Origin of the sequence: Trinickia mobilis, from assembly GCF_017315705.1 — a bacterium.
Classification (GTDB): domain Bacteria; phylum Pseudomonadota; class Gammaproteobacteria; order Burkholderiales; family Burkholderiaceae; genus Trinickia_A; species Trinickia_A mobilis.
In genome coordinates this window covers 289,700-314,083 of record NZ_JAFLRF010000001.1, presented here as the reverse complement: position 1 = coordinate 314,083, position 24,384 = coordinate 289,700, and the positions used below count along the sequence as shown (strand labels likewise).

The 24,384-nt window shown below is 60.9% G+C and carries 22 protein-coding genes; 7 read left to right on the top strand and 15 right to left on the bottom strand.

Translation table 11 applies throughout. The features are described 5' to 3' along the window. Nucleotides 1-81: 81 nt before the first annotated feature. The 3 genes from J3489_RS01475 (at nucleotide 82) to J3489_RS01465 (ending at nucleotide 3,210) form a co-directional block, all read left to right on the top strand. Nucleotides 82-801: an SDR family NAD(P)-dependent oxidoreductase gene (locus J3489_RS01475; protein WP_242539689.1), complete on the top strand. Its 720-nt coding sequence runs from the start codon at nucleotides 82-84 to the stop codon at nucleotides 799-801. Nucleotides 802-930: 129 nt separating this feature from the next. Beyond that, on the top strand, nucleotides 931-1,761 hold the full coding sequence (locus J3489_RS01470) for a glucose 1-dehydrogenase (protein WP_206995452.1): 831 nt from the start codon (nucleotides 931-933) through the stop codon (nucleotides 1,759-1,761). 330 nt (nucleotides 1,762-2,091) lie between these two features. Then, nucleotides 2,092-3,210, top strand: a complete 1,119-nt coding sequence (locus J3489_RS01465; RefSeq protein WP_206995450.1) for an alkene reductase — start codon at nucleotides 2,092-2,094, stop codon at nucleotides 3,208-3,210. A gap of 178 nt (nucleotides 3,211-3,388) precedes the next feature. Here J3489_RS01465 and grxC read toward each other — a convergent pair whose 3' ends face one another. Continuing rightward, on the bottom strand, nucleotides 3,389-3,658 hold the full coding sequence (grxC, locus tag J3489_RS01460) for a glutaredoxin 3 (RefSeq protein WP_206996026.1): 270 nt from the start codon (nucleotides 3,656-3,658) through the stop codon (nucleotides 3,389-3,391). Between the two features lie 233 nt (nucleotides 3,659-3,891). Here grxC and J3489_RS01455 point away from each other — a divergent pair, with 233 nt between their 5' ends. Then, nucleotides 3,892-4,881: an LLM class oxidoreductase gene (locus J3489_RS01455; protein ID WP_206995448.1), complete on the top strand. Its 990-nt coding sequence runs from the start codon at nucleotides 3,892-3,894 to the stop codon at nucleotides 4,879-4,881. 206 nt (nucleotides 4,882-5,087) lie between these two features. Next, nucleotides 5,088-6,002: a LysR substrate-binding domain-containing protein gene (locus J3489_RS01450; protein ID WP_206995446.1), complete on the top strand. Its 915-nt coding sequence runs from the start codon at nucleotides 5,088-5,090 to the stop codon at nucleotides 6,000-6,002. A gap of 31 nt (nucleotides 6,003-6,033) precedes the next feature. Here J3489_RS01450 and J3489_RS01445 read toward each other — a convergent pair whose 3' ends face one another. From J3489_RS01445 to J3489_RS01410, 8 genes are all read right to left on the bottom strand, one after another. Further along, nucleotides 6,034-7,053, bottom strand: a complete 1,020-nt coding sequence (locus J3489_RS01445; RefSeq protein ID WP_206995445.1) for a porin — start codon at nucleotides 7,051-7,053, stop codon at nucleotides 6,034-6,036. A 46-nt stretch (nucleotides 7,054-7,099) separates the two neighbouring features. Then, on the bottom strand, nucleotides 7,100-8,098 hold the full coding sequence (locus J3489_RS38520) for a Gfo/Idh/MocA family protein (RefSeq protein WP_206995444.1): 999 nt from the start codon (nucleotides 8,096-8,098) through the stop codon (nucleotides 7,100-7,102). Continuing rightward, nucleotides 8,089-9,354, bottom strand: a complete 1,266-nt coding sequence (locus J3489_RS01435) for an LVIVD repeat-containing protein (RefSeq protein ID WP_206995443.1) — start codon at nucleotides 9,352-9,354, stop codon at nucleotides 8,089-8,091. The genes J3489_RS38520 and J3489_RS01435 overlap by 10 nt, the downstream gene beginning before the upstream one ends. A 60-nt stretch (nucleotides 9,355-9,414) precedes the next feature. Further along, complete coding sequence (locus tag J3489_RS01430; RefSeq protein WP_206995442.1) at nucleotides 9,415-10,659, bottom strand: FAD binding domain-containing protein; 1,245 nt, start codon at nucleotides 10,657-10,659, stop codon at nucleotides 9,415-9,417. A gap of 107 nt (nucleotides 10,660-10,766) precedes the next feature. Next, entirely contained in the window at nucleotides 10,767-12,014 is a 1,248-nt protein-coding gene (locus J3489_RS01425; protein WP_206995441.1) for an MFS transporter, read from the bottom strand. A gap of 160 nt (nucleotides 12,015-12,174) precedes the next feature. Beyond that, the gene (locus tag J3489_RS01420; protein ID WP_309491311.1) at nucleotides 12,175-13,116 is read right to left on the bottom strand and encodes a dihydrodipicolinate synthase family protein; all 942 of its coding nucleotides are present in this window, start codon (nucleotides 13,114-13,116) and stop codon (nucleotides 12,175-12,177) included. A 40-nt stretch (nucleotides 13,117-13,156) separates the two neighbouring features. Next, nucleotides 13,157-16,180, bottom strand: a complete 3,024-nt coding sequence (locus J3489_RS01415; RefSeq protein WP_206995439.1) for an FAD-binding and (Fe-S)-binding domain-containing protein — start codon at nucleotides 16,178-16,180, stop codon at nucleotides 13,157-13,159. A gap of 17 nt (nucleotides 16,181-16,197) precedes the next feature. Further along, complete coding sequence (locus tag J3489_RS01410) at nucleotides 16,198-17,115, bottom strand: haloalkane dehalogenase (RefSeq protein ID WP_206995437.1); 918 nt, start codon at nucleotides 17,113-17,115, stop codon at nucleotides 16,198-16,200. A 589-nt stretch (nucleotides 17,116-17,704) separates the two neighbouring features. On the opposite strand from J3489_RS01410, the gene J3489_RS37300 reads away from it, so the two are divergent. Then, nucleotides 17,705-17,992 carry a hypothetical protein gene (locus J3489_RS37300; RefSeq protein WP_242539688.1) on the top strand — a complete coding sequence of 96 codons (288 nt, stop codon included), beginning with the start codon at nucleotides 17,705-17,707 and terminating at the stop codon, nucleotides 17,990-17,992. 188 nt (nucleotides 17,993-18,180) lie between these two features. Here the strand turns inward: J3489_RS37300 and J3489_RS01405 are convergent, their stop codons facing one another. From J3489_RS01405 to J3489_RS01380, 6 genes are all read right to left on the bottom strand, one after another. Next, a complete protein-coding gene (locus J3489_RS01405) occupies nucleotides 18,181-19,083 on the bottom strand; it encodes a LysR family transcriptional regulator (protein ID WP_206995434.1) in 903 nt (300 codons plus the stop codon). Nucleotides 19,084-19,245: 162 nt separating this feature from the next. Continuing rightward, nucleotides 19,246-19,908 (bottom strand): gamma-glutamylcyclotransferase, encoded by a 663-nt coding sequence (locus J3489_RS01400; RefSeq protein ID WP_206995432.1) that lies wholly within the window; start codon nucleotides 19,906-19,908, stop codon nucleotides 19,246-19,248. An 84-nt stretch (nucleotides 19,909-19,992) separates the two neighbouring features. Then, on the bottom strand, nucleotides 19,993-20,631 hold the full coding sequence (locus tag J3489_RS01395; protein WP_206995430.1) for a glutathione S-transferase family protein: 639 nt from the start codon (nucleotides 20,629-20,631) through the stop codon (nucleotides 19,993-19,995). 165 nt (nucleotides 20,632-20,796) lie between these two features. Continuing rightward, nucleotides 20,797-21,546, bottom strand: coding sequence for an SDR family NAD(P)-dependent oxidoreductase (locus J3489_RS01390; protein ID WP_206995428.1), 750 nt, complete (start codon nucleotides 21,544-21,546; stop codon nucleotides 20,797-20,799). 148 nt (nucleotides 21,547-21,694) lie between these two features. Next, nucleotides 21,695-22,366: a peroxiredoxin-like family protein gene (locus J3489_RS01385; protein ID WP_206995426.1), complete on the bottom strand. Its 672-nt coding sequence runs from the start codon at nucleotides 22,364-22,366 to the stop codon at nucleotides 21,695-21,697. A gap of 375 nt (nucleotides 22,367-22,741) precedes the next feature. Beyond that, complete coding sequence (locus J3489_RS01380) at nucleotides 22,742-23,383, bottom strand: DsbA family oxidoreductase (protein ID WP_206995424.1); 642 nt, start codon at nucleotides 23,381-23,383, stop codon at nucleotides 22,742-22,744. A 277-nt stretch (nucleotides 23,384-23,660) separates the two neighbouring features. On the opposite strand from J3489_RS01380, the gene J3489_RS01375 reads away from it, so the two are divergent. After that, a complete protein-coding gene (locus J3489_RS01375; RefSeq protein ID WP_242539685.1) occupies nucleotides 23,661-24,269 on the top strand; it encodes a DUF1007 family protein in 609 nt (202 codons plus the stop codon). The last annotated feature ends 115 nt before the right edge of the window (nucleotides 24,270-24,384 follow it).

Here is a 24,384-nt window from a genome sequence, read left to right as displayed (position 1 = left end):
TGAGCGGGCGCTGCCTCTCGCCCTTGTCCATGGTGGCGACTTGGAATGTCCCATCTGTAGCGTGTCCACAGGAGTATGGAAATGAGACTGGAAGGCAAAGTAGCTTTGATCACCGGTGGTAACCAAGGCATCGGCCGCGCGGTGGTCGACTTGTTTGTGAAGGAGGGTGCGAAGGTCGTCGTCGGCGACCTGGCTGAGCCGAAGGAGAAGTTCGGCACCAACATCGAGGGCATGCGCCTCGATGTCACCAAGGAAAGTGACTGGCAGAAGATCGTCAAGGATATCGAGGCAAAATACGGCCGCATCGACATCCTGGTCAACAACGCCGGCATCTTGACCTACGAGCCCATTACCGAGTGCTCGCTCGAGTCGTGGAACCGCACGATTGCGGTCAACCAGACGGGCCCGTTCCTTGGGATGAAGCATGTCATCCCGGTCATGCAGAAAAACAAGAAAGGCGCGATCGTCAATATCTCGTCAATCTGGGGCACGATCGGCGCTCCGGGCGCCGCAGCCTACCACGCCTCGAAAGGCGCCGTCCGCACCATGACGAAGAACGCTGCCCTTACCTATGTGGGAGACGGGATCCGCGTCAATTCTGTCCACCCTGGTATCACCCGCACGCCGATGGTCGACGCGCAGAACGAGGAACTGAACGATTTGGTCGTCTCCGGCACACCGATGAAACGCATGGGTAAGCCGATCGAACTGGCCTACGCGATCCTCTATCTAGCCAGCGACGAAGCCAGCTACACCACGGGCGCCGAGCTCTACGTGGACGGCGGCTTCCTTGCTATCTGAGCGTCCCTTCCTCCCGAAGTGACGACCGGCAAGGTGTCGCCGGACAGGTCGGGCGACACCTTGATTCGTTCGATCGCTCTTCGGCGCAAAGCATCGAGTTCGATTGCGGGCTAATCAATGGAGCGGGACATGTCTGAATCCAGTCAAGAAACTGCAAATTCGAGCCCGGCGAGCGACCGGCTCAAGGGGCGCAGCATCATCGTCACAGGAGCCGGCAGCGGAATTGGCGCCGGGATAGCGGCTGACCTCGTGGCAAATGGTGCGAACGTAATAGTCGCCGACATCAACGAAGGCGCGGCGCAGAAGGTCGCCGAAGATAGGGTGTCGAACACAGGAGGGGCCGCCATTGCCGTGCGCGTGGACGTAACGGACCGGGCGAGCATCCAAGCTTTGGTGGCGAAGACAGTCGAGCGCTTTGGGCGATTGGACGTCATGTTCAACAATGCCGGGATCATCGAGACGGCGTCGTATCTCGAGATTACAGAGGCTGGCTGGAACAGGCTGATGAACGTCAACGGCCTCGGTGTATTGATGGGGACACAAGAGGCGGCGAAGCAGATGATTGCACAGGGAACAGGCGGAAAGATCATCAATACGGCTTCGATTGGCGGCAAGCAGGGTTATCCGGTATTTGCCCACTATTGCGCCAGCAAGTTTGCAGTCGTCGGGTTGACGCAGGCGGCCGCCCGAGCATTTGCAGAGCACAAGATCACGGTGAACTGCTTCGGCCCTGGCGTCGTGCATACCGCTCTGTGGGATCAGCTCAACCGGGAATTCGTCGAAAAAGGCATCACATCCCGGCCGGATCAGGCAATCAACGATTTCAGTACGGACATCCTGTTGGGCCGGTATTCAACGCCAAAAGATCTTGTCGGTGTTACGACGTTTCTCGCGTCGTCTGACTCCGACTACATTACCGGTCAGACAGTCATGGTGGACGGCGGAATGGTTTTGATCTAGCCGAGCGCTTTATGCGTGTCATTTGGCCAGCGGGAATCGTTCGCTGCGCCTCGTAGCGCCGCGCCTGAAACCATACGGGGCGCGGCGCTCGACTTTTTGGGGGGATTCGCGTTGCCTTCGCAAGGGGTGCCCAGAAGACCCGTGCAGGCTCGATAGCCGGGCTCGAACGAACGGGAATGCGCATGAGCGTCCCCGCGTGATCGAGCCCGCAGGCTGGCGCTGGCGCGTATTCCGCAAAGGAATGAGATCTATTGCCGGGCGGCGTCTTCTGGTCCGCGTCGCCTGCGATCATCATTGCGCTACTTCATCACTCACATCGAGGATATCGCAATGAAAAAGCTCTTCGCCCAGACTACGGTTGGATCGTCTCAACTCAAACACCGCGTTGTGCTGGCACCGCTGACGCGCATGCGTACCGAGGCCGGCAACGTGCCAGGCGACCTGATGGTCGAGTACTTTACGCAGCGGGCGACAGACGGTGGTCTCCTGATCACCGACGCGACTGCGGTCTCGCAGCTTGGCATCGCATACGTTGATGCGCCCGGTATCTACACTGTGGACCAGGCAAGAGGTTGGAAGCGGGTGGTCGACGCGGTCCACGCCAAGGGCGGGCGCATCTTCCTGCAGATGTGGCATGCAGGGCGCCAGGCACATTCGGCAAATACAGGCGGTATCACGCCGGTTGCTCCTTCTGCCTTGCGCTCGCTCGAGTACGCGGCAATCCGCGATGAGAACGGCAACATCGTTGAAGCGGAACTCGAAGTGCCGCGCGCGCTCGAGTTGCATGAAATTCAAGGCATCGTCGAGCAGTTCCGCTACGGCGCGATCCTCGCGAAGGAAGCGGGTTTCGATGGCGTCGAGCTTCACGCCGCCAACGGCTATATTTTCGATCAGTTCCTGCAGGACGGGACGAACCATCGCACCGACGCTTATGGCGGATCACTCGAAAACCGGGCGCGCCTGCTCTTTGAAACGCTCGAAACGGTGACCGCCGTGTGGGGTCCGGATCGGGTGGGGGTCCGCCTCGCGCCGAGCGGCACCTATGGGACGATGTCCGATAGCGATCCACATGCAACGTTCGGCTATGTGGTGCGGCGACTCAACGACTACAAGCTCGCATACCTGCACGTGATCGAGCCGCGTATTCGAGGAATCGAAGACGTTGATTCAAGTGAGTCGGACTTCTCGTCGAAGGACGCACGCCGTTTCTTCAAGGGTCCGATCATCGCGGCCGGCGGGTTCACGCGCGAGAGCGCGGAGCAGATCCTCGTCGAGGGTCATGCGGACCTCGTCGCGTTCGGCAGGTTGTTCGTTTCGAATCCGGATTTGCCTGAGCGTCTGCGGACGGGCGCACCGCTGGCTCGCTACGACCGTTCGACCTTCTACGGTGGCGACGCCAGGGGCTATACGGACTACTCGTCGCTGACTGTAGAGGCGGTTGCCGGGTAACTCCCGGCGAAACGGCCTCTCGCGGCCTACAGACGCCGCGGAGGGGGCGGAGCCGCCGCCGAACGGGTGGACGGCCACGCGAGCTCCCGACGCGTTCAAACTCGTTGAACGCGTCTAGGGGGCGCATCCGTAAGGCTTGCCTGATCCGTTCGCGGCGTGTTTGGCGCGGTGGTTGGCCTCAGTTGACGCTGGAGTGGCTCATGAGCATCGCGTCCAGGTTTCCTGCATCGTCGAGTGCCCTGAGGTCGTCGAAACCGCCCACATGGTGTTCACCGATGTAAATCTGCGGAACCGTGCGGCGTCCCGTCCGCTCCCGCAACGACTTCGCCAAGGCGGGATTCTCGTCGACGCTAATTTCGGCGAACGTCACGCCTTTCCGCTTGAGAAGCGCCTTGGCGGCGACGCAGTAAGGGCAGGCCGGTGTCGTGTAAATCGTAATCGAAGTCATGGTGCCACTCTCCACTTTGATCTGAAGTGCGGCGGACATCTGGATGAAAGGGTCGCCGTGCTTCGCGACTGCCACCGCTTGCCGCCTGGACAAACTGTAGGATCAAATCGTTGGATTGGGGGCATCTCTAAAGCTCAAGTTAATGCCTATTAGGCTCATCCGGCTTCGCCGGCCCGGGCCTGTCCGCCGAATTGCCTATTTTATTGGAGTGTAGTGTGGAGGTGGCACAGAGCATGGAAAGTCGACCTATTGAGCGCCTACCCGGCTTTTCGCGCGTGTTTGCTCCGGGGCATTTGACGTTGGGTTTCATCCTGCCCCTCGAAGGCTATCCGGACAGTCCGGTGCCGACGATGAAGGATCATGCGGCCGTGACCCGGCTCGCGGATGAACTGGGTTTCGCGGCACTCTGGGCGCGAGATGTCCCGACTTTCGATCCCGCGTTCGGCGACGTCGGACAGATCTTCGACCCGTTCACGTACCTGGGCTTTCTGGCTGCCAATACGTCGAGGATTGCGCTCGGTACCGGCAGCGCGGTCATCACGTTGCGGCATCCGCTTCTTCTGGCGAAGCAGGCGGCGTCGATCGATCGGCTGACAAACGGACGTTTGCTGCTTGGTGTCGCGTCTGGCGACCGAGCGAGCGAATACCCGGCGTTCGGACTCGAAGCGGACTTCGAGCAGCGTGGCGATCGATTCCGCGAAGCTTTTGAGTTGCTGCGCCTCGCCACGGAGCAGGATTTTCCGGTTGGGACGTTCCCGCGGTTCGGGTCGTTGACGGGCCGCTTGGACACGGTACCGAAGCCGACCGTGCGTGAGATCCCGACTTTCGTCACGGGCCGCAGCAGACAGGACGTCGAATGGATTGCGCGGAATTCGGACGGTTGGTTCTTCTACAACGTGGGGCTGGAGCGGGTATCGCTGATTACGCGCACCTGGTTCGATGCAGTATGGCGAGTGAATGGAGAAGCCGTTTTCAAGCCCTTCCTCGAGGGTCTTTTCCTGCAATTCGAAGAGGATCCGGACTTTCCGCTGAGCTCGATCCCGGCGGGAATTCGAGTCGGACGAAACGGGCTGATCCGGTATCTCGACACGCTTCGACAGGCCGGCGTCAATCACGCGGCATTCAATCCGAAGCCGTCACGGCGCCCGTTCGCCGAGATTCTGCAGGAGCTGTCCGAGTACGTGCTGCCGCAGTTTCCGTCGCTCGGTCGCGCCGGATCGTGAATCAGAAGGCGCTCGGCGATGCGGCGGCCCGAGCGGAGGAATAACAGATATTCCATTTCGGGATATGCTTCACCTGCTTGCGACACGTCGTGAATCAAGCCGCGTGGGTCAGGGAATTGCCGGCGATCTTGTCGGGCCGTTGAGTGCTTCCGCGTGGCCTGGGTCTTTGAAGGCACTCACACATGTCTGTTACCCGAGGTCGATGAATGAACCCGCGTCGCCTGACACCGTCCATGTCGTTGCTCATAGCGTTCGACGCTGCCGCTCGGCACTTGAGTTTTACTCGCGCAGCGGCCGAATTGGCGCTGACGCAGAGCGCGGTAAGTCGCCAGGTTCAAGCGCTGGAGGAACTACTAGGGGCGGCGCTGTTTCGGCGCATCAACCGCAAACTGCTGCTCACGGCAATCGGTTCGGCCTATCACCGGGAGATCAGCGGTGCGTTGCAGCGGATCCGAAACGCATCGCTTCACGCGATTGCTTCCGCAACGGGGCGCGGGACGATAGATCTTGCGGCGCTGCCCACGTTCGCAAGCAAATGGCTGGTTCCCCGGTTAAGTGATTTCTACGCCAAACACAGCGGCATCCTGATCAATCTTCATTCCCGAATCGGTCCGTTCGATCTGGCGGCGGAGGGGATGGATGCCGCGATCAGCGTGGGCGATGGGGCGTGGCCCGGTCTGACCTCGTATCGTCTGATGGACGAAACGTTGTTGCCGATCATCAGCCCCGCACTTGCGGCTGCTGCGCCGGTGCGTAAACCGGCGGATCTGTCGCAGCACTTGCTTCTGTGCGTTGCGGCGCGACCCAATGTCTGGGGGCGATGGTTTGAAGCTCAGGGCCTCGTTTCCGAGGCGATGAACCTCGGGCCGCAATTTGAATTGACGTCCCACCTGATAGAGGCGGTATCGTCCGGCATCGGCGTGGGCCTGGTTCCGAGCTTCCTCGTCCAGGACGAGCTTCGCAGCGGCGCGGTCCAGCTCGCGATCGAGCGGCCGCTTGAAACGGGGCTGAGCTATTTTCTATGTCTTCCGGCGCAGTCTGCCCCGTTGCCGCAATTGCTTACCTTCAAAGACTGGATTTTGTCGATGGCTATCGGCGGCGAAGCCCCTGTAAAGGCGTGACGCCCTGGTCCGCTCGGATCACCTCAATCCCCTAGAAGGCGTGCCTGATCCCGACACCGAAGCTGTTCGCGGTCCCTGCAATGCTCAGCTTGTCATAAAGGTAGCTCGCATAGATGTCCGTTCTCGTGGACAACGCGTAGTCGAACGTCACCCCCGCTGTATTACGGAAGTAGCCCGTAGTGCCGCCCCCGACCGGCGTGTCGGTTCTCGAATAAGCGACATCCAGCACGAGGCTCCCGAACGGAATGGATACGCCACTTTGGTAGACGTTGTGAATCTGCCCGTCGTTCGACTCGGCGTTGTGGTAATAGGACGCGTAAAGCTTCGCGTACTGGAGGTCGTAACTGCCGCCGAAATAATACGTGTCTTGGCGCTCGATCCCCGGGAGAAACCCAAGTCCATATTTCACCCGTTGCACGAGGGCCGCCAGGTAGAGCGGTCCGTTGCTGTATTCCACGGACGCCGACTGGTTATGTGCGCCGGTGCCAGGCAGGGTCTCTTGCACGGAAAACTTGAAACCGTCAATCGACGGGGACTCGTAGAGAATAGCGTCGTCCCAGCCCGTGTCACCCCATACGTTGCGGCCGTAATCGGCGATCCACGTCACGGTCTGCAGCGGGCTGAAGCGATAGGAGCCCGGCATCGGGTTGGTTTTGGCCGTAATGTAGAACAACGGGGTGACGAGGCGCCCCATTCGCAAAGTCCCATACGGGGTGGACAGGTCGACATAGGCGTTTCTGGAATACTGGGCGTCACCGGCAAAGCGGCCAGCCTGACCGGTATTGAGGAGAATATATTCCTCAAGTACGAAGTCGGCCTTGTATCCGCCGCCGAGATCTTCGGTGCCGCGCATCCCCACGAAAGAAGTGGTTTGTCCCCCGTTCAACAGACCCACCGTGGCGGCCGGATCCCCGCTGCCTTTAAAGCTGCCCACTACAGCGTCCAATATCCCGTATACAGCAACCGAGGACTGAGCGTGGGCGGCAACCGGAATGATGGCGGATAAGGCAAGGGAAATTGAGGAAAACCTGAAAAGAAACGGCTTCTTCAAAATAAGTCTCCAATCTATTTATCTTCTAATTGCCGGCATCTTTTTGTTACCAGGTCGTCAAATCTATGGGCCGGGCGCTTCTTAGCGATTCAGCGGCGGCCGCCATGACGGCAACGTTCCGAACCATTTGATGGATGGAAATTGGGTAGGGCGCATCGTTGGCCACGGCGTGGCAGAAACTCTCCAGATTCGCCCTTACTGAATCGTTCCAATCATGCCAAGTCGATCTTTCTGACCCATTCGCACTGCGAACGGTTACGATGCTGGAACCGCGCGCATCGGGATGCGCAAGGTTTCGGACCTCCAGCCAACCGGCGGTGCCGAAAACGGCGAGTCGCATATACAACGGTGTTTCGAGTATGGAACTCACGTAACCCGTTGCTCCGCTCGCGAAGCGAAGATGCAGCGAAAGCGAGCGGCTCACGGCGCCGGCGTCACGGCGCGGCGACGCCGCGTAGACCTCGGTGACGTCACCGAGCATGTCGAGCAAGAGATCGCTCAAGTGAATGCCTGTCGCGGTCATCGGCAGCGGCGCCAGATCCGTGTCGGTAAACCGCCAGTTTTCCGTCGGAACGTTGGCCAGTTTGTCATGGCTGAAACTGGCCTCGGCGTGCACGATGCTCCCCAGCGCTCCACGCGCTATCCATTCCCGAGCTTCTACCATTGCGCTTTCGAAGCGGCGCTCATGCCCGAGTCCCAGCCTAACGCCCGCTTTCTCGCATGCCTCGGCACACTTGAGCGCATCGTCGACGGTCAGCGCAAGCGGCTTCTCGCAGAAGACGTGCTTGCCGTGGGCGGCAGCTTTCATGACCTGTTGGGCGTGCAGCGCATGCGGAGTGGTCAACACCACCATTTGAATGGTGTCGTCGCCTAAAACGCTTTCGAGATCTGTTGTGAAAGGCAGCCCATGGGCATCTGCCGCCTGCCGATGAGCGTCGCGGCTGCCCACCGCCGCGGTGAAGCGGAGCGCTTCGGATTCCTCCATTTGCCGCAACAGATGCTTTCCCCACCAGCCAAGCCCGACAATCGCTGCATTTATCGCCACGATTCGACCTCCAGGATGTAGAGGCCACCGTTGTAGTCGGTCGAATAAACGATGCCGTTCGAATCGACGAACACGTCCGCAGACTGGATGACTCGCGGCCGGTTCGGACGCTGGTCCATCAGGCGGGTCGGCGCGGGCGGCACCCATGCTGCGATCTCCACCGGGCGGTATGGATCTCTGATGTCAAACGCGCGCACGCCTGCGTTCTGATAGGTGGCGAAGATGATTTCGGAGCTGACAAAAGAGCCGGGGCGGTTTTCGTGCAAGTTGTGAGGCCCGAAGTGCCCGGGTTTCGAGCGGTAGTCGGACTCGGACGGCGTCGGGAATGTCGAGATGCTGACCGGGTTGGACTTCTCGCGGGCGTCGAACATCCAGATGAACTTCTCGCCGTCTTCCTGATGGTCAAGCACCGCTTCGTCGAGCACGACCAGCAGATCGCGATCGGGCAGGGGCAGGCAGTTGTGCGTGCCGCCGCGGAACGGAGGCGACCAGTTTCGATGGGTAATCGGTTTCGGCGCCGAGCGGTCGGCCACGTCGAGGATGACCATGCCAGCATCCCGCCAGGCGCAATAGGCCGTGTCGCCGTGGACGATCGGGTGGTGCAGGCCGTTGCGTCTCGTGCCGTCCCAGGAGGGCGCCTCTCCACCGGCGGCATGCATGCCGGGCAGCCAGAATCTGCCGGCTTCCTTCGGGTGGCGGGGATCGGACATATCGATGGTGATGAAGATATAGTCCGTATATCCATCAAGAAGCGCCGACGCATAGGCCCAACGCCCCCCCGTGTACCACACGCGGTGAATGCCGCCGCCCTCTACGGGCATAAAGCCGATTTCGCGCGGAGCGTCCCCCTTCGAGATGTCATAGACGGCGAGTCCTGCGCGCCAATGACGTCCGGTGCTCGGCCTGCCGGCGGTGCCCACCTTCTCGCCGAGCGCGCCGCTGTAGTACGCGCGCTCGTCCTGAAACTCGGTGGCCGCGAACATGTCTTTGGCGTTGATGACGAGCAACAGGTCGTCGTGCGTCTGCAAGTGGATATTCCAGGTGTCGGGTTCGGCAGGGACATAGTTGACGGGCCTCGGTTTCGACGGATCCCGTACGTCGATGACGCTGAATCCTTTCGAGAACATATGGCCCACGTACGCATAGCCTCGATGGACCATGAGCTGCACGCCATCAGGGCGGCCACCCTGGTCCGAGTGGCCGATGATGCGCATGTTGTTCGAATAGTCGGGGACTGGAAGGTCGGAAATGGACATCTCGATCTCTCTGGTTGAGTTTCGGGTCTGACGTCGTAGCGACGACAGTCAAGCTCACAATCAGTCCGCTCTGAGGAAGTCGGACGTTGCCGTGTTCTTGAGAATGCCGTGGACGCTGTGGAACTCTTCCCAATGCGCGTCGTGTGCGGCGTTATCGGAGTCATGAGGCAGAAGCAGATACTGGCCGAGCGCACGACCGCGTTCCACTGACTTCAGGCCGACGCCCAGACGTTCCTTTTCGAACTGCGCCAGTGCCTGATCGACAGGCACGGAAGCGTCGCGCAGAAGCTCGGCAAGTCTCTGCGCGTCGGCGGCGGCCTTGGCGACGCCCATGCCGATGTGGGGACGGCCGACGGACGCGGCGTCGCCGATCAGCGCGACGCGTCCGAATACCATCTTTGGAGAGAAGTGGTCATAGATCGGCGTGAAGAAGGGACGGGGAATCGCCATCAACGTGTCGCTGAACGACGGCGGAAGCCGGTCCTGGGCTGCACGCTTGATCTCGTCGATCAGATCCTGACGAACCTTGGGAGGTGCGATCGAAAGCCGATGGTAGGTTCCGCTTTCATCGACGAGCATGGTCTCGAGCGTTTCCCTGTCGACCGGTCGATACCATACCCAGTTGTACCGCCGGCGGCCTGGCTCGAGCGCGTGATCTTGTCCCGGAATCGGGTAACCGATGATCTTGTTGTTCGGCGGCAGGAAGAAAGCGAACTTGTCGAAGATCGTGTCTCTCGCGGACTTCGGCATTGCGCTCTCGTCCGCGACGCCGCGCCAGATCACGTAGCCGGCATAGATGGGCTGGACATCCGGCATGTACAGGTCTCGAACGACGGAGCGATATCCGTCAGCCGCGATCAGAAGGTCTGCTTTCTCGATGCGCCCATTCGAAAAGCGGGCTGTAACGCCTGAGGCGGACTGTTCGACCGAATCCAGATTGCACCCGAGATGATGGTGTTCGCTCGGGATTCGCGCGCGCATGATGTGATGGAGCTTGTCCCACGACGTCACGACCTGGGGATAGGTCAACCGTTCGATGACGCGATCTTCCCGGTCGATCGCGATGCGCTCGGTAATCTCGACGCCGAGCCGGCTCGCGTCCGCGCCGCTTTCCATGAGCGCCTCGTGGAGCTCCGGCTGCAAAGTGATGCCCGCCCCGCGCCCGAACAGTTCAATGTCCGAGCGTTCAAAAAGCTCGACGGACCAGCCGGCCTTGCGCAGCAGGGCGGTCGCAAAGAGTCCGGCCATGGAGGCGCCGATGACGAGCGCACGCCGTGGGGACGACGGGTTCTGATGTTGATTCATTGCTCCACCTCACGACAAAATTCGTTGTCGATAACGACGTTTTCGGATTTCCCGAATGAAACCGCGTGGCCGCGACAGCGGGACGCGACTAGCGGAATTCTCTGCACTCACTCGAGTCGAGAGAAATCAAAGAAGCTCATGAGCACGATGGCGATACAGGGAGGCGCGAACACCATCACGTTGGCGGCAACAGACCACCCCCAGATTTCCACGAGCTTTCCAAAGAGAAATCCTGCGAACGGTCCGCTGATATAGAAGCCGGCCATCGCCGCGGACACGGCATATCCGATTTGTGCGGGATGGGCGCTGCGTTGAATGACGGACACAAAGCGGGCATAGAAAAACCCGCTGACCATCAGGCCGAACACGAACGAGAGAAGGGCGTGCGTAAGCGGGCGGGTTGCACCGTTGAAAAGGGCAAAGCTCACTGCCGCCAAGACGGCAAGGCCGGCCAAGACCCCCGCCTTTCCGAGGCGGTCGCCGGCCCAGCCGCCGACGACTGCACCCATTGCGCCAAGTCCATACATCCCCAGCGCGGAGCCGGCCGCCACCGGCGAGTAATGCAAATGCTCGCGAAGGAACGTCGCATAAAGTCCGGTGTACGAGAAGAAAGCTAGTCCGACGAGTGCGAAAGAGAGGGAACCGAGCGTGACGTTTCGATTCAGCAGCCGGGGGACTTCTTCGTGCGTCACCCGGATCCGGTCGGTCTTGCCGCTGCCTGACTCCGTCGCCTCGATAAAGCCGGCGGGAATCAAGAACGCAGCGGCGACGGCAATGAGGATGCCGGCTGCGCCGAACAGATACATTGGAATCTGCCACGATCCGAACCACGCGCCGAGACGTGTGCCGGCGATCGGGCCTATGAGGGCGCCAAAACCGAAGAACGCCTGCATGATTCCCATCGCCGCGCCGCGGCTCCGGCCAAAGTAGCTGCCCATGCAGCTGAAGATCGTCGCAATCTGCAGCGCTTCGCCGATTCCGGTCAACGCACGATAGGCCGACAGACTGACGAAGCCTTGCGCAAGCGGTGTGAGGAGCGTAAAGAGCGAGTAGCCAATGAGACCTCCGACGAGAATCGAGCGACGCTTGAAGCGTGCGAGGAACCATCCGCTGGTCGCTCCGAAAATGGCGACGTTGATCGAAAAGACGGTACTGGCGAATCCCGATTGAGCCAGCGTCAAACCGTACGTCGTCCGAATTCCGCCGAGCAGCGCAGGGAACACCTGCCGGTCCATCGCGTTGAACATGTACGAGGTGCCGAGCAAAATCATGACGAATACGAGGGACGTCCTCGTCAACGTTCTGTTCGATGCCGACGCGGGCGTCTGCCCAGCGTAGCTCTCCAAGCTAGTCATCCTTGTCTCCTCTTTGAATCCTGATGCCGATCCGGCTCACTCCGTCTTTTATCGTCGCATCGACCTTCGTCTCCGCGCCGCGCCGCAGGCGTCCTGTCGTTATGGAGCAGCAATCGTGATCGGCGGCTTCTCTCTCGAGATGGCGAAGCGGGGCGCGTGGCTACGCGTTCCGGCCCGGCATGGCGAAGCGAACGTCTTCAAGGCGCTTCAGCAGGTCCGTTCCCAACTCGTCCGGAAGCGAAGTCAGCGGCGGCCGCACGATCGACCACGCAGGCTGCTTGGTGACCTTCGAAATCACATATTTCATGGCGGGAATCATCGGCACCGACATGAAGATTTCGCGCACGGCCAACGCGGTGCTCGATGTCGTAGTGGGCTTGCCGGAGGTCAGTGCGTCGTAAAGCTCGGCGAGTCCGCGAGGATTCATGTTTGCCGTCGCACTGATACATCCGGCACCCCCGATCGCCACGGCTTTGGCCAGGAGCGCTTCGCTTGCGGGGAAGACGTCGAATCCATCGCGCCCGAAAGTGCGGATCATCGCCTCGGTATTCGCCCAATCCCCCGACGAATCCTTTGCGCCGCGAACCACGCCCGGATAGCGCTTGACCAAGCGCTCGATGAGACCCAGCGTGATGGGGACCTGCGTAAACTGCGGGATGTGGTAGAGATAGATTCTCAACCGCGAATCGGAAACCGAGTCGATCACGCGGGAAAAGTAGTCGAAGAGGCCGTTCTCCGACGGATTCTTGAAATAGTACGGCGGCAACATGAGCACACCGGCCGCCCCCGCATTGACGGCGTGGCGGGTCAGCTCTGCCGTCTCCTTCAGCGAAGCCGTGCCGGTGCCCGGCATCATTTTCGCGGCCGGCAGTCCAGCGTCGATCAATGTGTCGAGCAACGACATTCGTTCGGAAAGCGACAGCGAAGCGGCTTCCGAATTGGTTCCAAACACAGCCAGGCCGGCGCCGGCATCCACAATCCACTTGCAGTGTTCGATGAATGCGCCGGTGTCGACCTCGAGGTCGTATCGGAACGGCGTCACGACCGGAGCGAGGACGCCCCGAATAGGCTGTTGAGGATGGGTCGGGAAGGGGGATGTCACGATGCACTCCTTGAATGTAAAGTCCGTATCGGGCGGCGGTTCAATGACTTGCACCTTCCAGCGAGGCGTTCGCAGCCACGGCATTTCCGCTGTCCGGTCGCGTCCCGGCATGTTGGTGCGCGATCTTGAGAAGCTCGGCGAAATGCACGACTTGGCGACCGGTCTTTTGCTGAATTTGCTCCCGGCAACTGAAGCCGTTCGTCAAGATGAATGCTTGCTGCGGAGCTTTGCGCACAGCGGGCAACAGCACGAGCTCGCCCGCATTCGCAGAAATCTCCTGATGCCCCGGATCGAAGCCAAAGGAACCCGCCATCCCGCAGCACCCGCTATCGAGCCACGTCGCGTTGACGCCCATCGCGTTGAGAATCGCCTTTTCACCGGCCACGCCGAAGAGCGACTTCTGATGGCAGTGCGCATGGACAATCACGTCGGCGCGAAACTGAGGCGGTTGATATCCGTTGAGGTTGAGGAAATCGCCAAGCAAAAAAGCTTTCTCGGCGAGGACCTTCGCCCGCGGATCATCGGGAAACATCTTCAGCAGTTCGTCCTTGAACACCGACATGCAGCCGGGCTCCAGCCCGACTAGCGCGACGGGTGCATTGTCTTCATCGAAGAGGGGAGACAACGTATCGAGGATCTCTTGCAAGCGCCCACGGGCCGCGTCGAGATAACCATAGTCGTAGAGCGGCCGGCCGCAACAAAGGCGCCGCTTGGGCAACTGCGCATCGAAGCCGGCGATCTCGAGTATGTCAACCGCGGCATGGGCGATTTCCGGATGAAAGTGCTCGCAGAACGTGTCTACCCAAAGGATCACTTTCTTCAACGACGGCGAAGGCTTGGCGGCGCGACGTTTGTGCATTCTGCTATGAGTCTGCGGCGCGAAGCGGGGCAGCGTCCTGCCCGAAGCAACACCGGCGATTCGCTTGGCAATGGACGAAACGAGAGGCGTCTGCGTAAGCGCATTGGCGAGGGCGGGCAGGCGAGCGGCGACGGGCGCCCAATCGCCGATGCGGCCCATGGAAATTGCCTGCCGCGGACGACGCCGGCGCTCGTAATAGTGAGCGAGAAACTCGGCCTTGTACGAGGCCATGTCCGTGTGCGTCGGACAGTCGCTCCGGCAACCTTTGCAGGCGAGGCAAGTATCGAGCGCCTCCTTCACCGGCTCGCTTTGCCAGCCCTCATGAACCAGATCGCCCTGCAACATCTCCCAGAGAAGTCTCGAGCGGCCTCGAGTCGAAAAGCGCTCGTCGTGCGTCGCCCGATAGCTTGGGCACATCGTGCCGCCCTTTTCGGTGCGACAGCGCCCCATGCCGACGCAACGCTCCACCGCGCGTTGAAAGCCGTTTCCTTCCTGGCTTCTGAATTGAAGCTTGGTGGAAAAGTTGACGACCTTGTAGGCGGGGCCCATCCGCAGGTCCTCATCGAGACCGCGTGCATCGACAACTTTTCCGGGATTCATGCGGCCCTGCGGATCCCAAATCTTCTTGAAGGTGCGCATCGCTTCCATCAGCTCGTCGCCGAACATGATCGGAAGCAACTCGCCCTTTGCCTGCCCATCGCCGTGCTCGCCCGACAACGAACCGCCGTAGTCGACGACGAGCTGTGCGGCCTCTCGTGCGAACTGCCGATAGTCGAGTACCCCTTGTGCCTCTTTGAGGTTGAACGTGATGCGCGCATGGACGCACCCGTCGCCGAAATGGCCGAACAGCGAGGTCTTGTACCCGTAACGATCGACGAGCCCCTGGAAGGCGCGCAGATAGTCTCCGAGCCGGTGCGGATCGACCGCCGCATCCTCCCATCCGACTTTGGGATCGGGTTCGCCGGGATCGATGGTCAGTTGCGTGCTGGAGGCGCCGTTCTCGCGGATCGACCAGATCCGCTTCTGCTCCTCGCGGCTCACGAGCAGCTTGCTTGTCGGTATTGGGCCAGTGCCTCGATTCAGAAGCTTCGCTGCGGCGCGTTCGGCGTTTGCAACGGCCTCCTCCGGCGTTTCTCCGCCGAACTCCATGAGCACCCACGCGTCGCCTTCGGGCAGCATGGCAATCTCGGCAGCGGCCAATTTCCGTGCTTCGAGACCTCGAATGATCTGGCGGTCGAGCCCCTCGATGGCGAGCGGGGAGCACTGCAAAAATTCCGGTACCGCGTCGGCGGCGACATAGATGTCGGGGAATCCCAAGGCGAGAACGACTCGATGCGCGGGGCTGTGAACCAAGCGGACACGTGCGCGAAGCGTCAGTGCGCACGTGCCCTCCGTTCCGACTAGCGCACGAGCGACGTTGAAGCCGTTTTCGGGCAGCAGCTGATCGAGGTTATAGCCCGAGACCCGGCGCCTGATGTTCGGAAAGCGGCTGCGGATGAGGTCGGCATACCTGTCACGAAGGGCCCGCAGGCCTGCGTAGATTTCTCCCTTTCGCCCACCTTCTGCGATGATGCGATCGAGTTCTTCCTCACTGGTCGGCCCGACCCGGAACCGTGCCCCGTCGTAGGTCAGAACTTCTATTTCTTCGATGTTCTCAAGCGTCTTTCCGGCCATCACAGAGTGTGGGCCGCAGGAGTTGTTGGCGATCATCCCACCGAGTGTGCACCGGCTATGAGTCGACGGATCCGGCGCAAACGTGAGTCCGTGCTGTTCGGCGGCGTCGCGAAGCTGATCGCATATCACGCCGGGCTCAAGAAGAGCCGTACGTGATGAGGGGTCTAGTTCGAGAATGCTCGAACAGTGGGCGGATACGTCGAACACGACGGCCGTGTTGACGGTTTGCCCGCTCATTGAGGTACCCGCACCTCGCATCAGGACAGGTGCGTTGTGGCGCCGACATACCTCTATCCCTTCGATCAGTTCGTCGATCGACCTGGGAATGACGACCGCCAGCGGCACTTGTCGGTAATTGGAGGCGTCGGCCGCATACACGGCCAAGTGACCCGCGCCGAAATGCGCTGACGCGCCCAAGGCGGCCGCCAGTTCGCGGCGAAGCGCGTTCCATGGGTCTGGTGACGCATGGGTCCCGGCTGCCGATGGGTCAGCCGGATCCGGATCTGGGTGCGCAGTTTGAATTGTCGACATGATGAGACGTTTTGATCTTAAGACGCCTGACCGGCGTTCCAGGTCGCACTACGCACTTCCGTCACGAATCGGGCAACCGCCTCTCCAATCTCGTGTGGACAGTCCTCGGGCAAATAGTGCTTGGCGCGCAAGGAGATCTCGCGTTGGTTGGGCCATGCACGACAAAACTCGCGTGCTGCACCGGCCGTTCCGTGTCCTTCCTCTGCGTTGATGAAAAGCTTGGGCAAGTGAGCGCTTTGCGCGAGCCAGTCGCTGTATCGTTTGACGCGCGCATACGTGTCCGGCGGATCGCCGTCGAACGGAATCTGCCGCGGCCATACGAGCGTCGGCAGACGCGAGACACCTGGCTCGCGGAACGGCTTCAGATAGTTTTCCTTCTCCAGAGCGGTAAGCTTGCGAATGACGCCGTATTCGAACAACATCTTCTCCACGAAGAAGTTGTCTTCCAGGCACATCTTTTCCCCTTCCTCTCCGCGCAGCCGCTTGAACGTCTGCTGGCGCTCGGGCGGCATGTCGGTCCATAGCCGCGGGCGCACCATGGCTTCCATATAAACGATGCCGGAGACCGAATCGGGGAAGCGGACCGCGCGGTCGAACCCGAGCGCTGCCCCCCAGTCCTGAACAACCAGAATGATGTTCTTGCGCAGCTTCATCTGTTCAAACCACGCATCGAGGTAATGCGCGTGATCCGCGAATTTGTAGGAGTACGTCGGAGAGGGGCTCGACGCACCCATTCCGATCAGGTCGGGCGCAAGACAGCGTCCGAGCGCCTGCGCATGCGGAATGACATTTCGCCATGTATAAGAAGAGGTGGGATTGCCGTGCAGGAAGACGATCGGATCCCCTTCCCCGATATCGACGTACGCCATTTCGGCGTCGTGCACGCGAGCTCTCTTGAGCCCAAACGGAAAGTCTGCCGATATTTCTCTATGCATTGCGTGTCTCCTGATCGCCGAGGCATTCAATATTCCGTACTGTTACTCGTACTGGACGTATCGGTAGTGTGCGTGGGCGATGGAGCGCCATCAAACGTATTTTGGTCGGCCTTTGCATGAGGTTTATGAATGAACTCCACCTCGAGTGCGAGAGCGGAGACGCCTTTGCAAGCGCGAGTGCCGGCGCCTAGCGTGACGCGTGTGTTCTCCATAGGAATGTCGAACCTCCGCCACGTTTGATAGGACTACAAAAGTAGAAATGGCGGGTCGCGGCGGGATCGGAAGATGCAACACCTGTTCGCCGATTGACGGACGCGCTTTGATGTTATTCATCGGCATCGCCGGCTCGTAGGTACGCGCCGGGAATACCTGTTATGTCCGAAGAGAATGAAATCTCTGGACCGGTTCCCCCGCGGTATGCACGACTGGGCATTTTATTCGCCTTCGCATTGTTCGCGAATTCGCGCTTCTGATTTCGACCTGCGGGTCTAGATTCCGGATAGGGAGCGATTACACTTGCCTTCACCGTCGATGCCGCTTCCGATGCCTATCGGGGCGGTCATCACATCACTTTCACTTGGAGTCCGTCATGAAGAATCGTCTCGTAGCCGCTTTGCTTGTGGCCGTGTCCACGTCGTTTGCCGTTCCCGCGTTCGCGAGCGGATATGGGCCGGCGCCTTTCTATCGTCCGTCGGAGGGTGCACCTGCTTCCCAGCGCGGTCAAAGCGCGCAGACCCTCGCTGCCGAACGCGATCAGGCAAACGCGCCGGCAAGCGCGGCCTACGGCGGTGCCGCCCCAGAGGTGACGCAGTCGGGTCGTCAGTCTGGTCAGTCTGGTCTGTCTGTTGCGGAGCGCAACCTTTACCGCGGTCGTTGAGCGGTCCTCCAAGCAGGCGTTCGAGGTTCGATAGTGGCCCGGACGCCTGCTCATCCTCCTTCGATGATCGAACATGGATGTTGTGCGAATCGCGTCCGCCGCGAGTCTGCGTGCTCGACCCTCGCCAGAATCGTTCCCCCTCGCCGATAAAAGCCCGACGTCACAGCTGCGGCTTTCAAAAGATCTTCTCAGCTTGCGGCATCCGTGCCGGGGCCCAAGATATCCTCGAGGAAGCTGAGGAAAGCCCGTGTCTTGGCGCTGACCATGCGGCCTGCCGGGAACACGGCCCAAAGTTCGATGGGAGGCAGGCGCCAGTCGTTGAGCACCGAGCAGACCTCGCCGCTCTTCAGCTCCGGCGAGAACATCCATTCGGATACTACGGCCAAGCCTAGATCGGCGAGCACCGCGGCACGGATTCCCTCAGCCGCCGTAATGGCAACGCGTCCCGATACGACGACGGCCACCTCCGAGCTCTCGCGTCGAAACGTCCATGTTCCGCCGCCGCCGCGCTGGTTATATACGATTGCCTGATGGGAAGTCAGCTCCGCTGGGGAAGCTGGGACGCCGGCCCGTTTGAAGTAGGCGGGTGTGCCCACCACGAGGCGCGGCACTTCGCCGATCTTGCGTGCGGTCATGGCGGAGTCCTCGAGCTGCCCCATGCGCAAGGCAATGTCGATGCCTTCTTCGAGCAGATCGACATTGCGATCGTCGAGGACGAGGTCGACGTTGAGGTCGGGGTACGCTTCGAGGAACCGTCCAATAGTGGGCACGATGTGCAGCCGGGCAAACGTAACGGCGGCGCACACGCGCAGGCGCCCCGTGAGATTGGAGCCCGCGCCGCGGGCTGCGAGCTCCGCTTCATCGGCCTCTTCGATCGCGCGTTTGGCCCGCTCGTAAAATGCCTGGCCGGCTTCGGTCGGCATCAAGCCGCGCGTCGAGCGCAACAGCAGGCGTACCGAGAGCCGCTCTTCGAGCAAGGCAATGGATTTCGACACGGCCGGCTGTCCTACATTCAGCAGCCGCGCGGCAGCCGAAAAGGAACCCGACTCCACCACGCTCACAAAGGTTTCCATTGCTGTTAGCCGGTCCACAGCGCCTCTCCTTGCTGGGTGAATGGTGGAAGCGTCCGCCGCGTGCCGTCAAAGCCGGTGAGCGCGGCAAGCGTTCAGAGGCTGATTCATGAGCAACCGTTGGATGACACGAAAGAGCATTCTATTGAGCCTGAAAGGACTGAGCAAGGTCACATTGGGGGATTAAAGTGACGACCCTATGCGGCCGACAGCGTCGGCGAGCGCGTCGATGTAAGCATCGGATACGCGCCACTCCGTGAGCGCTGCCTTGAGTCTGAACAGGTACTCGGCATTGGTGCCGAGCGGACCCGACGCAGTGGCGACGAATGGCGCCACCGAAAGCACGGAGGCGTCCTGTTCATAGAGCGGATGTCCTTGTCTGGCGACGAAACTCAACGCGGTCGCTTGGCTTCCGTCGTCGAGCGTGACCGTAGACCAGGTTGGAACATAGGCGCCAGTCAGCATCTCGCGCATCCAGACGAGGCGCAGCTCCTCGGCGAGCGCAGCGGTAGGCAGGCGGAACGCGATGCCTTGGGTGAGGCCGCCGGGTTCCAGCGACAGCATCCTGCCCGGCATCAATGCGCTCGCGCGTCCGGCGACGATGCGCAGGCAGAAGCTGCGATGCCATCCTTGCAAGGTCGCGCGCCTGCGCGCTTCGAACCGGCACACCGGATTCCAGATCAACGACCCGTAGCCGAACAGCCATAGTTCGCCTGTCGCGGGCCGCAAATCCATCGTCTCCCGCATCGATCGTTCGATCTGCTCGGGTTTCCAGCGGATGTGCTCCGGCAGATCCTTGAAGTTTTCGAGGTATCGGCCCGAGCTGATCGTCGTTCGACTCAACACGATGCTTTCTCGCCTTGGCGCGGCGGCCTCGCATCGTGCGCGAGGCCGCCGCGCAATGGGGATGTTCGGCCTGACTGATGGCGCTCAGGATTGCGGGACGAGCGCGGCAACGCGTTGCACGGCCCTGGCCACGGCGGGCCGGGCATGGACGGTCTCATACCAGCGCAGTACGTTCGGAAACTGTTTGAGGTCGATACCGGCGAATTCGCGGCGCCACAGCCATCCGAAGTGGGCGATGTCGGCGATCGTGAACGCCTCGCCCGCAGTAAACGTCGAGCGGCTCAGCACGCCGTCGAGGACGGTCATCACCCGCTTTGCTTCATTGCTGAAGCGTTCGATTGCGAAGGGAAGGCGTTCGGGCGCCTGCTTCTGGAAGAACCCCGATTGTCCGAAGGCCGGGCCGATACCTGAGGCGTGAAAGAACAGCTGCTCGACAACACGGGCGCGCGCCGCGCCGGAAGCGGGCAACAGCGTCTGCGACTTCTCGGCGAGATAGATCAGGATCGCGGCGGATTCGGTCAGGACCAGACGCTGACCGTCCGGACCGTGCGGGTCGATCAACACCGGCACCTTGCCGTTCGCATTCAGCGAAAGGAAGCGCTCCGCTTTCTGTTCGCCCTGGCGAACGTTGACAGGCTTGAGTTCATAGGCGATGCCCATTTCCTCGAGCGCGATGGGTACCTTGACGCTATTCGGCGTTGCGAACGCGTGGACTTCAATCATTTCGATTTCCTTAGAATGTGAGCGGGGGAAGACGACAAACACGGGTGCGCCGCGCGGTGTTGATTTCCCGCTTTGCCTGTGATGGTCTTCGAATGGGGAGACGCGCGGTAGAGAGGATCGACGAATAGCAGTTATTCCGCAAGGGCATGACGCCCGAGAGGAGTGCTAGACCTGCGCCAATCCGCCGTCCACAAAGAGTTCTATGCCCGCCACATAACTGCTGTCTTCCGACGCAAGAAAGAGCGCCGCAGCCGCCAATTCTTCTGGCCGGCCTACACGGCCCAATGGCGTGACCGAGGCGAACTTGGCGCGCAACGCATCCGCCTGCGCAGCAGTCGAGACCTGACTTTCGATGATCGGAGTGTCGATTGCGCCCGGGCTGATCGCGTTGACGCGAATGCCTCTTCCTTTCAGCTCGACCGTCCAGGTCCTGGCCAGCGAACGCACCGCAGCCTTCGCTGCGCTGTAGGTGTCGTGCGCCTCGAGCCCCAGCACACCGGCGATCGAACTCGTGAGAATGACGCTGCTGCCGTCGCGCAACAGGGGAAGCGCCTTCTGCACCGTAAAGATCAAACCTCGCACGTTGACGTCGAACGTCCTGTCGTAATGTTCCGGCGTAATCTGTTCGAGTGTCTTGTGTTCGATCGAGCCGGCATTGGCGAAAAGCACGTCGATCTGCCCGCGCTTTTCCTGAACGATCGAATACAGACGATCGAGGTCCTCGAGTTTCGTGACATCGGCCTTGACGGCCGTGACGTTCTTGCCTATCTGCGCGGCTGCCTGATCGAGCTCTTCCTGGCGCCGGCCGGCAATGAAGACATAGGCGCCTTCGTCGACGAATCGCTTGGCGGTCGCCAAGCCGATGCCGCTGTTTCCGCCAGTAACGACAGCAGTCTTGTCAAGCAATCTATTCATGATCGGGTGCTCCGTGAAAGGTGGAGCGAAGCATCACATGGGGTGCCGGCCGGCGGAAGATATTCGCCCGAAATATCAATGATTCCTCGACGGAATGGGCTCGCGTGAACGCGACCGCGCTGCGGTGAGCAGCGCGGTCCATCGCGAGTTACGCGCTCTGCGCGGCCTTCTGGAGCACCGGGAGCATCTCCGACGGGTCGGGGCGGTGCGTGTAGTCGGGATTGACTTCCGAGTACAGCACCACGCCGTCCTGGCCGATCACATAGCGCGCGGGCATGGGCAGTGTCCAGCTCGGGTCGCCGTTGAATGCCGGCAGGTCGTTCTTGAGCTTCTTGTACAGGTCGATGAGATAGTCGGGAAGCGTGAAACGCAGACCGAATGCGGCAGCCGTTTCGTTCTTGTTGTCGTTCAGCACAGGGAAGTTCAGGTGATTCTGGCGGACGGACTTCCTGCTGTTGGCGGCGACTTGCGGCGAGATCGCGACCACGTTGGCGCCGAGGGCCTGGATTTCAGGCAAGACTTCGTTCAGGGCTTGCAGCTCGATGTTGCAGTACGGGCACCAGACGCCGCGGTAGAAGCTGATGACCAACGAACCCTTGGCCAACAGCTCGGCCGAGGAAACCACGTTGCCGTCCTGATCCGTCAAGCGGAACTGCGGGGCGCGGTCACCGGCCTTGATGGCGCGAGAGGCTTGGCCACTCGCGATGAGCTCGGCCGTCGCACGTTCCATGATGGGATGGATTTCCGGCGGTGCGCTGAACGGCGGTTTGCCCGCACGGAAGTCTGCCTTGAATGCGTCGAGTTTGTCTTGGAGCGACATGAATAAGTCTCCGATCAGTGGATGGGGGGTCTCGATTCGGGGTAGGCGAACCGCAGGTTCGTCTTGCGCTGCATGTTCGGGCAACGCGGCGAGCGCGGGAAGGTAGCGCAGACGAATAACTCCCATTCTTGGCAGGCATGGCGCGAGCGTGCGGCCGTCCGCAGGCAGCGTCAGTCACGCAGATCGATCCCGCTTACTCGGATTGGCAGAGACGCTGTGCGTCTTTTAGATGGGGAGAGGATGTGATAGCACGCGTCGGGCAAACGGCCGAACCACAAGCCTCGGACGTGTTGCCGGAGACGCTCGAAGACGCGTTGAAGTCGTGCTTTTGCACCAGCGCCAGTTCACGGGATTGGGTAGCAGTGTGCAGCCACGCTACGCTTCAGCCAGAATCTGCTGGATCACTTGCTCGAACTCTTTCGCCGGTTGTCCGCCGGTCACCAGATAGCGCTGGTTAAAGATGATCGACGGCACCGACTGTATGCCCAGCTCCTGGTATTTCCGCTCTTCCGCACGAACTGCATCGGCAAAGTCGCCGCTTCGCAGCACGTCACGCGCCTGCGCAGCGTCAAGTCCTACCGATTGCGCCGCTTCGACCAAGACGTCATGGTCGCTTGGGTCTTTGCCCTCGGAATGATAGGCCCGCAGCAGCGCCAGCTTGAGCGGCAACTGCCTGCCTTCGATACCGGCCCAATGCAGCAGGCGGTGTCCGTCGAAGGTGTTATAGACGCGCGTACGCGGACTGAAGACAAAGCCGACGTCGGCGCCGCGCTCGCGGATCAGCGCTTGCGTTTCGGCAATCTGCGCCGGCGTGCGTCCGTATTTCTTGCCGAGATAATCGACAATAGCCTCGCCCTCCGGCCCCATCTGCGGATTCAGCTCGAAGGGATGCACGACGATTTGGGCGTCAACCGCGTCGCCAAGGCGCGACAGCGCAAGTTGGAGCGAGGATAGGCCGATAGCGCACCACGGGCACGCGATATCGGAGACAAAATCGATAGTTAGCGGTTGCGTCATTGCTTTCCTGATGGAGGTAGCCTGTCGCCCCACTGGCCTGCGGGCGGAAGCAGGAACGGCAGACAGGGTAGCCTGAATCGCCGATGTTTGCAGGATGCCGCCCCGAACGCCTGCTTCGGTTCTTCGGTTCATTAACGGCGCCCGCCCCCGTCACGACCGCAACCTATGAGTCTCATAGATTGGAATTGTCGAACCGGTAATTCCGGCGTAGAACGGCTATTTGCCGATCGGCGTCGCTGCAAGGATGGAAATGAGTTTGGATCGCACGTCTGCTGGGATGAAACGCTTATCGCGCGCCATGCGCGATTGGCGGCATATCGCCCTGGCGACGGTGGTGTGGCTGGCCGCTCAAACGGCGTACGCGCATCCGCATGTGTGGATCAACTATGCCTTGTCGGTCGATATGCGGGGCACCGCGATCGTTGCGGTCAACGAGACATGGATTTTCTCGCGGGGCTTTCCGGTGGCGATTGCGGGGCTGTCCGAACTGCCGGCGAGCGGTCCGTTGAACGCGGCGCAGACGCAATTGTTCTGGGAGCAGGCGTTCTCGTCGCTCGAGGATGCCGATTACTTCACCCATCTGTTCGTCGACGGGGTGCCGCTGCGTTTTGGCGTTGCGTCGAACTTCCGGGTGGCGATCGAGAACGGGCGCCTGGTCTACCGTTTCTCGCTCGTGCCGCAACAAGCCGTCGACGCGACGCGCGCGAAAGTGCAGCTAGGCGTGTGGGACGAGAGTTTCTTTGTCGACTACGAGCCATCGGGCGCACGCCACGTGACGCTCGGTGCGGGGGCGTCCCAAACCTGCAAGACGCACGATTTCGACGACGACAAGCATCCGATTTTCGGCGGTGCGGTGGTGCCCGTGGCGACGAGCATCGCGTGCTGATGCGGCTAGCCGTGCGGCCCGGTGCTGAAGCGACGACGCGTCGCCGCTTCAAAAAGCACCGCGCCATTTCGTCTAATGCATACCGCGCGGTGAGGGAGCGGGGAAAGACGGGGAG

Coding starts and splice junctions, on each gene's coding strand:
- J3489_RS01390 (WP_206995428.1), bottom strand. CDS start 21,546: ATGAATAGATTGCTTGACAAGACTGCTGTCGTTACTGGCGGAAACAGC.
- J3489_RS01475 (WP_242539689.1), top strand. CDS start 82: ATGAGACTGGAAGGCAAAGTAGCTTTGATCACCGGTGGTAACCAAGGC.
- J3489_RS01385 (WP_206995426.1), bottom strand. CDS start 22,366: ATGTCGCTCCAAGACAAACTCGACGCATTCAAGGCAGACTTCCGTGCG.
- J3489_RS01375 (WP_242539685.1), top strand. CDS start 23,661: ATGAAACGCTTATCGCGCGCCATGCGCGATTGGCGGCATATCGCCCTG.
- J3489_RS01415 (WP_206995439.1), bottom strand. CDS start 16,180: ATGTCGACAATTCAAACTGCGCACCCAGATCCGGATCCGGCTGACCCA.
- J3489_RS01425 (WP_206995441.1), bottom strand. CDS start 12,014: ATGACTAGCTTGGAGAGCTACGCTGGGCAGACGCCCGCGTCGGCATCG.
- J3489_RS01430 (WP_206995442.1), bottom strand. CDS start 10,659: ATGAATCAACATCAGAACCCGTCGTCCCCACGGCGTGCGCTCGTCATC.
- J3489_RS01465 (WP_206995450.1), top strand. CDS start 2,092: ATGAAAAAGCTCTTCGCCCAGACTACGGTTGGATCGTCTCAACTCAAA.
- J3489_RS01435 (WP_206995443.1), bottom strand. CDS start 9,354: ATGTCCATTTCCGACCTTCCAGTCCCCGACTATTCGAACAACATGCGC.
- J3489_RS01410 (WP_206995437.1), bottom strand. CDS start 17,115: ATGCATAGAGAAATATCGGCAGACTTTCCGTTTGGGCTCAAGAGAGCT.
- J3489_RS01450 (WP_206995446.1), top strand. CDS start 5,088: ATGAACCCGCGTCGCCTGACACCGTCCATGTCGTTGCTCATAGCGTTC.
- grxC (WP_206996026.1), bottom strand. CDS start 3,658: ATGACTTCGATTACGATTTACACGACACCGGCCTGCCCTTACTGCGTC.
- J3489_RS01395 (WP_206995430.1), bottom strand. CDS start 20,631: ATGATTGAAGTCCACGCGTTCGCAACGCCGAATAGCGTCAAGGTACCC.
- J3489_RS01470 (WP_206995452.1), top strand. CDS start 931: ATGTCTGAATCCAGTCAAGAAACTGCAAATTCGAGCCCGGCGAGCGAC.
- J3489_RS37300 (WP_242539688.1), top strand. CDS start 17,705: ATGAAGAATCGTCTCGTAGCCGCTTTGCTTGTGGCCGTGTCCACGTCG.
- J3489_RS01455 (WP_206995448.1), top strand. CDS start 3,892: ATGGAAAGTCGACCTATTGAGCGCCTACCCGGCTTTTCGCGCGTGTTT.
- J3489_RS01380 (WP_206995424.1), bottom strand. CDS start 23,383: ATGACGCAACCGCTAACTATCGATTTTGTCTCCGATATCGCGTGCCCG.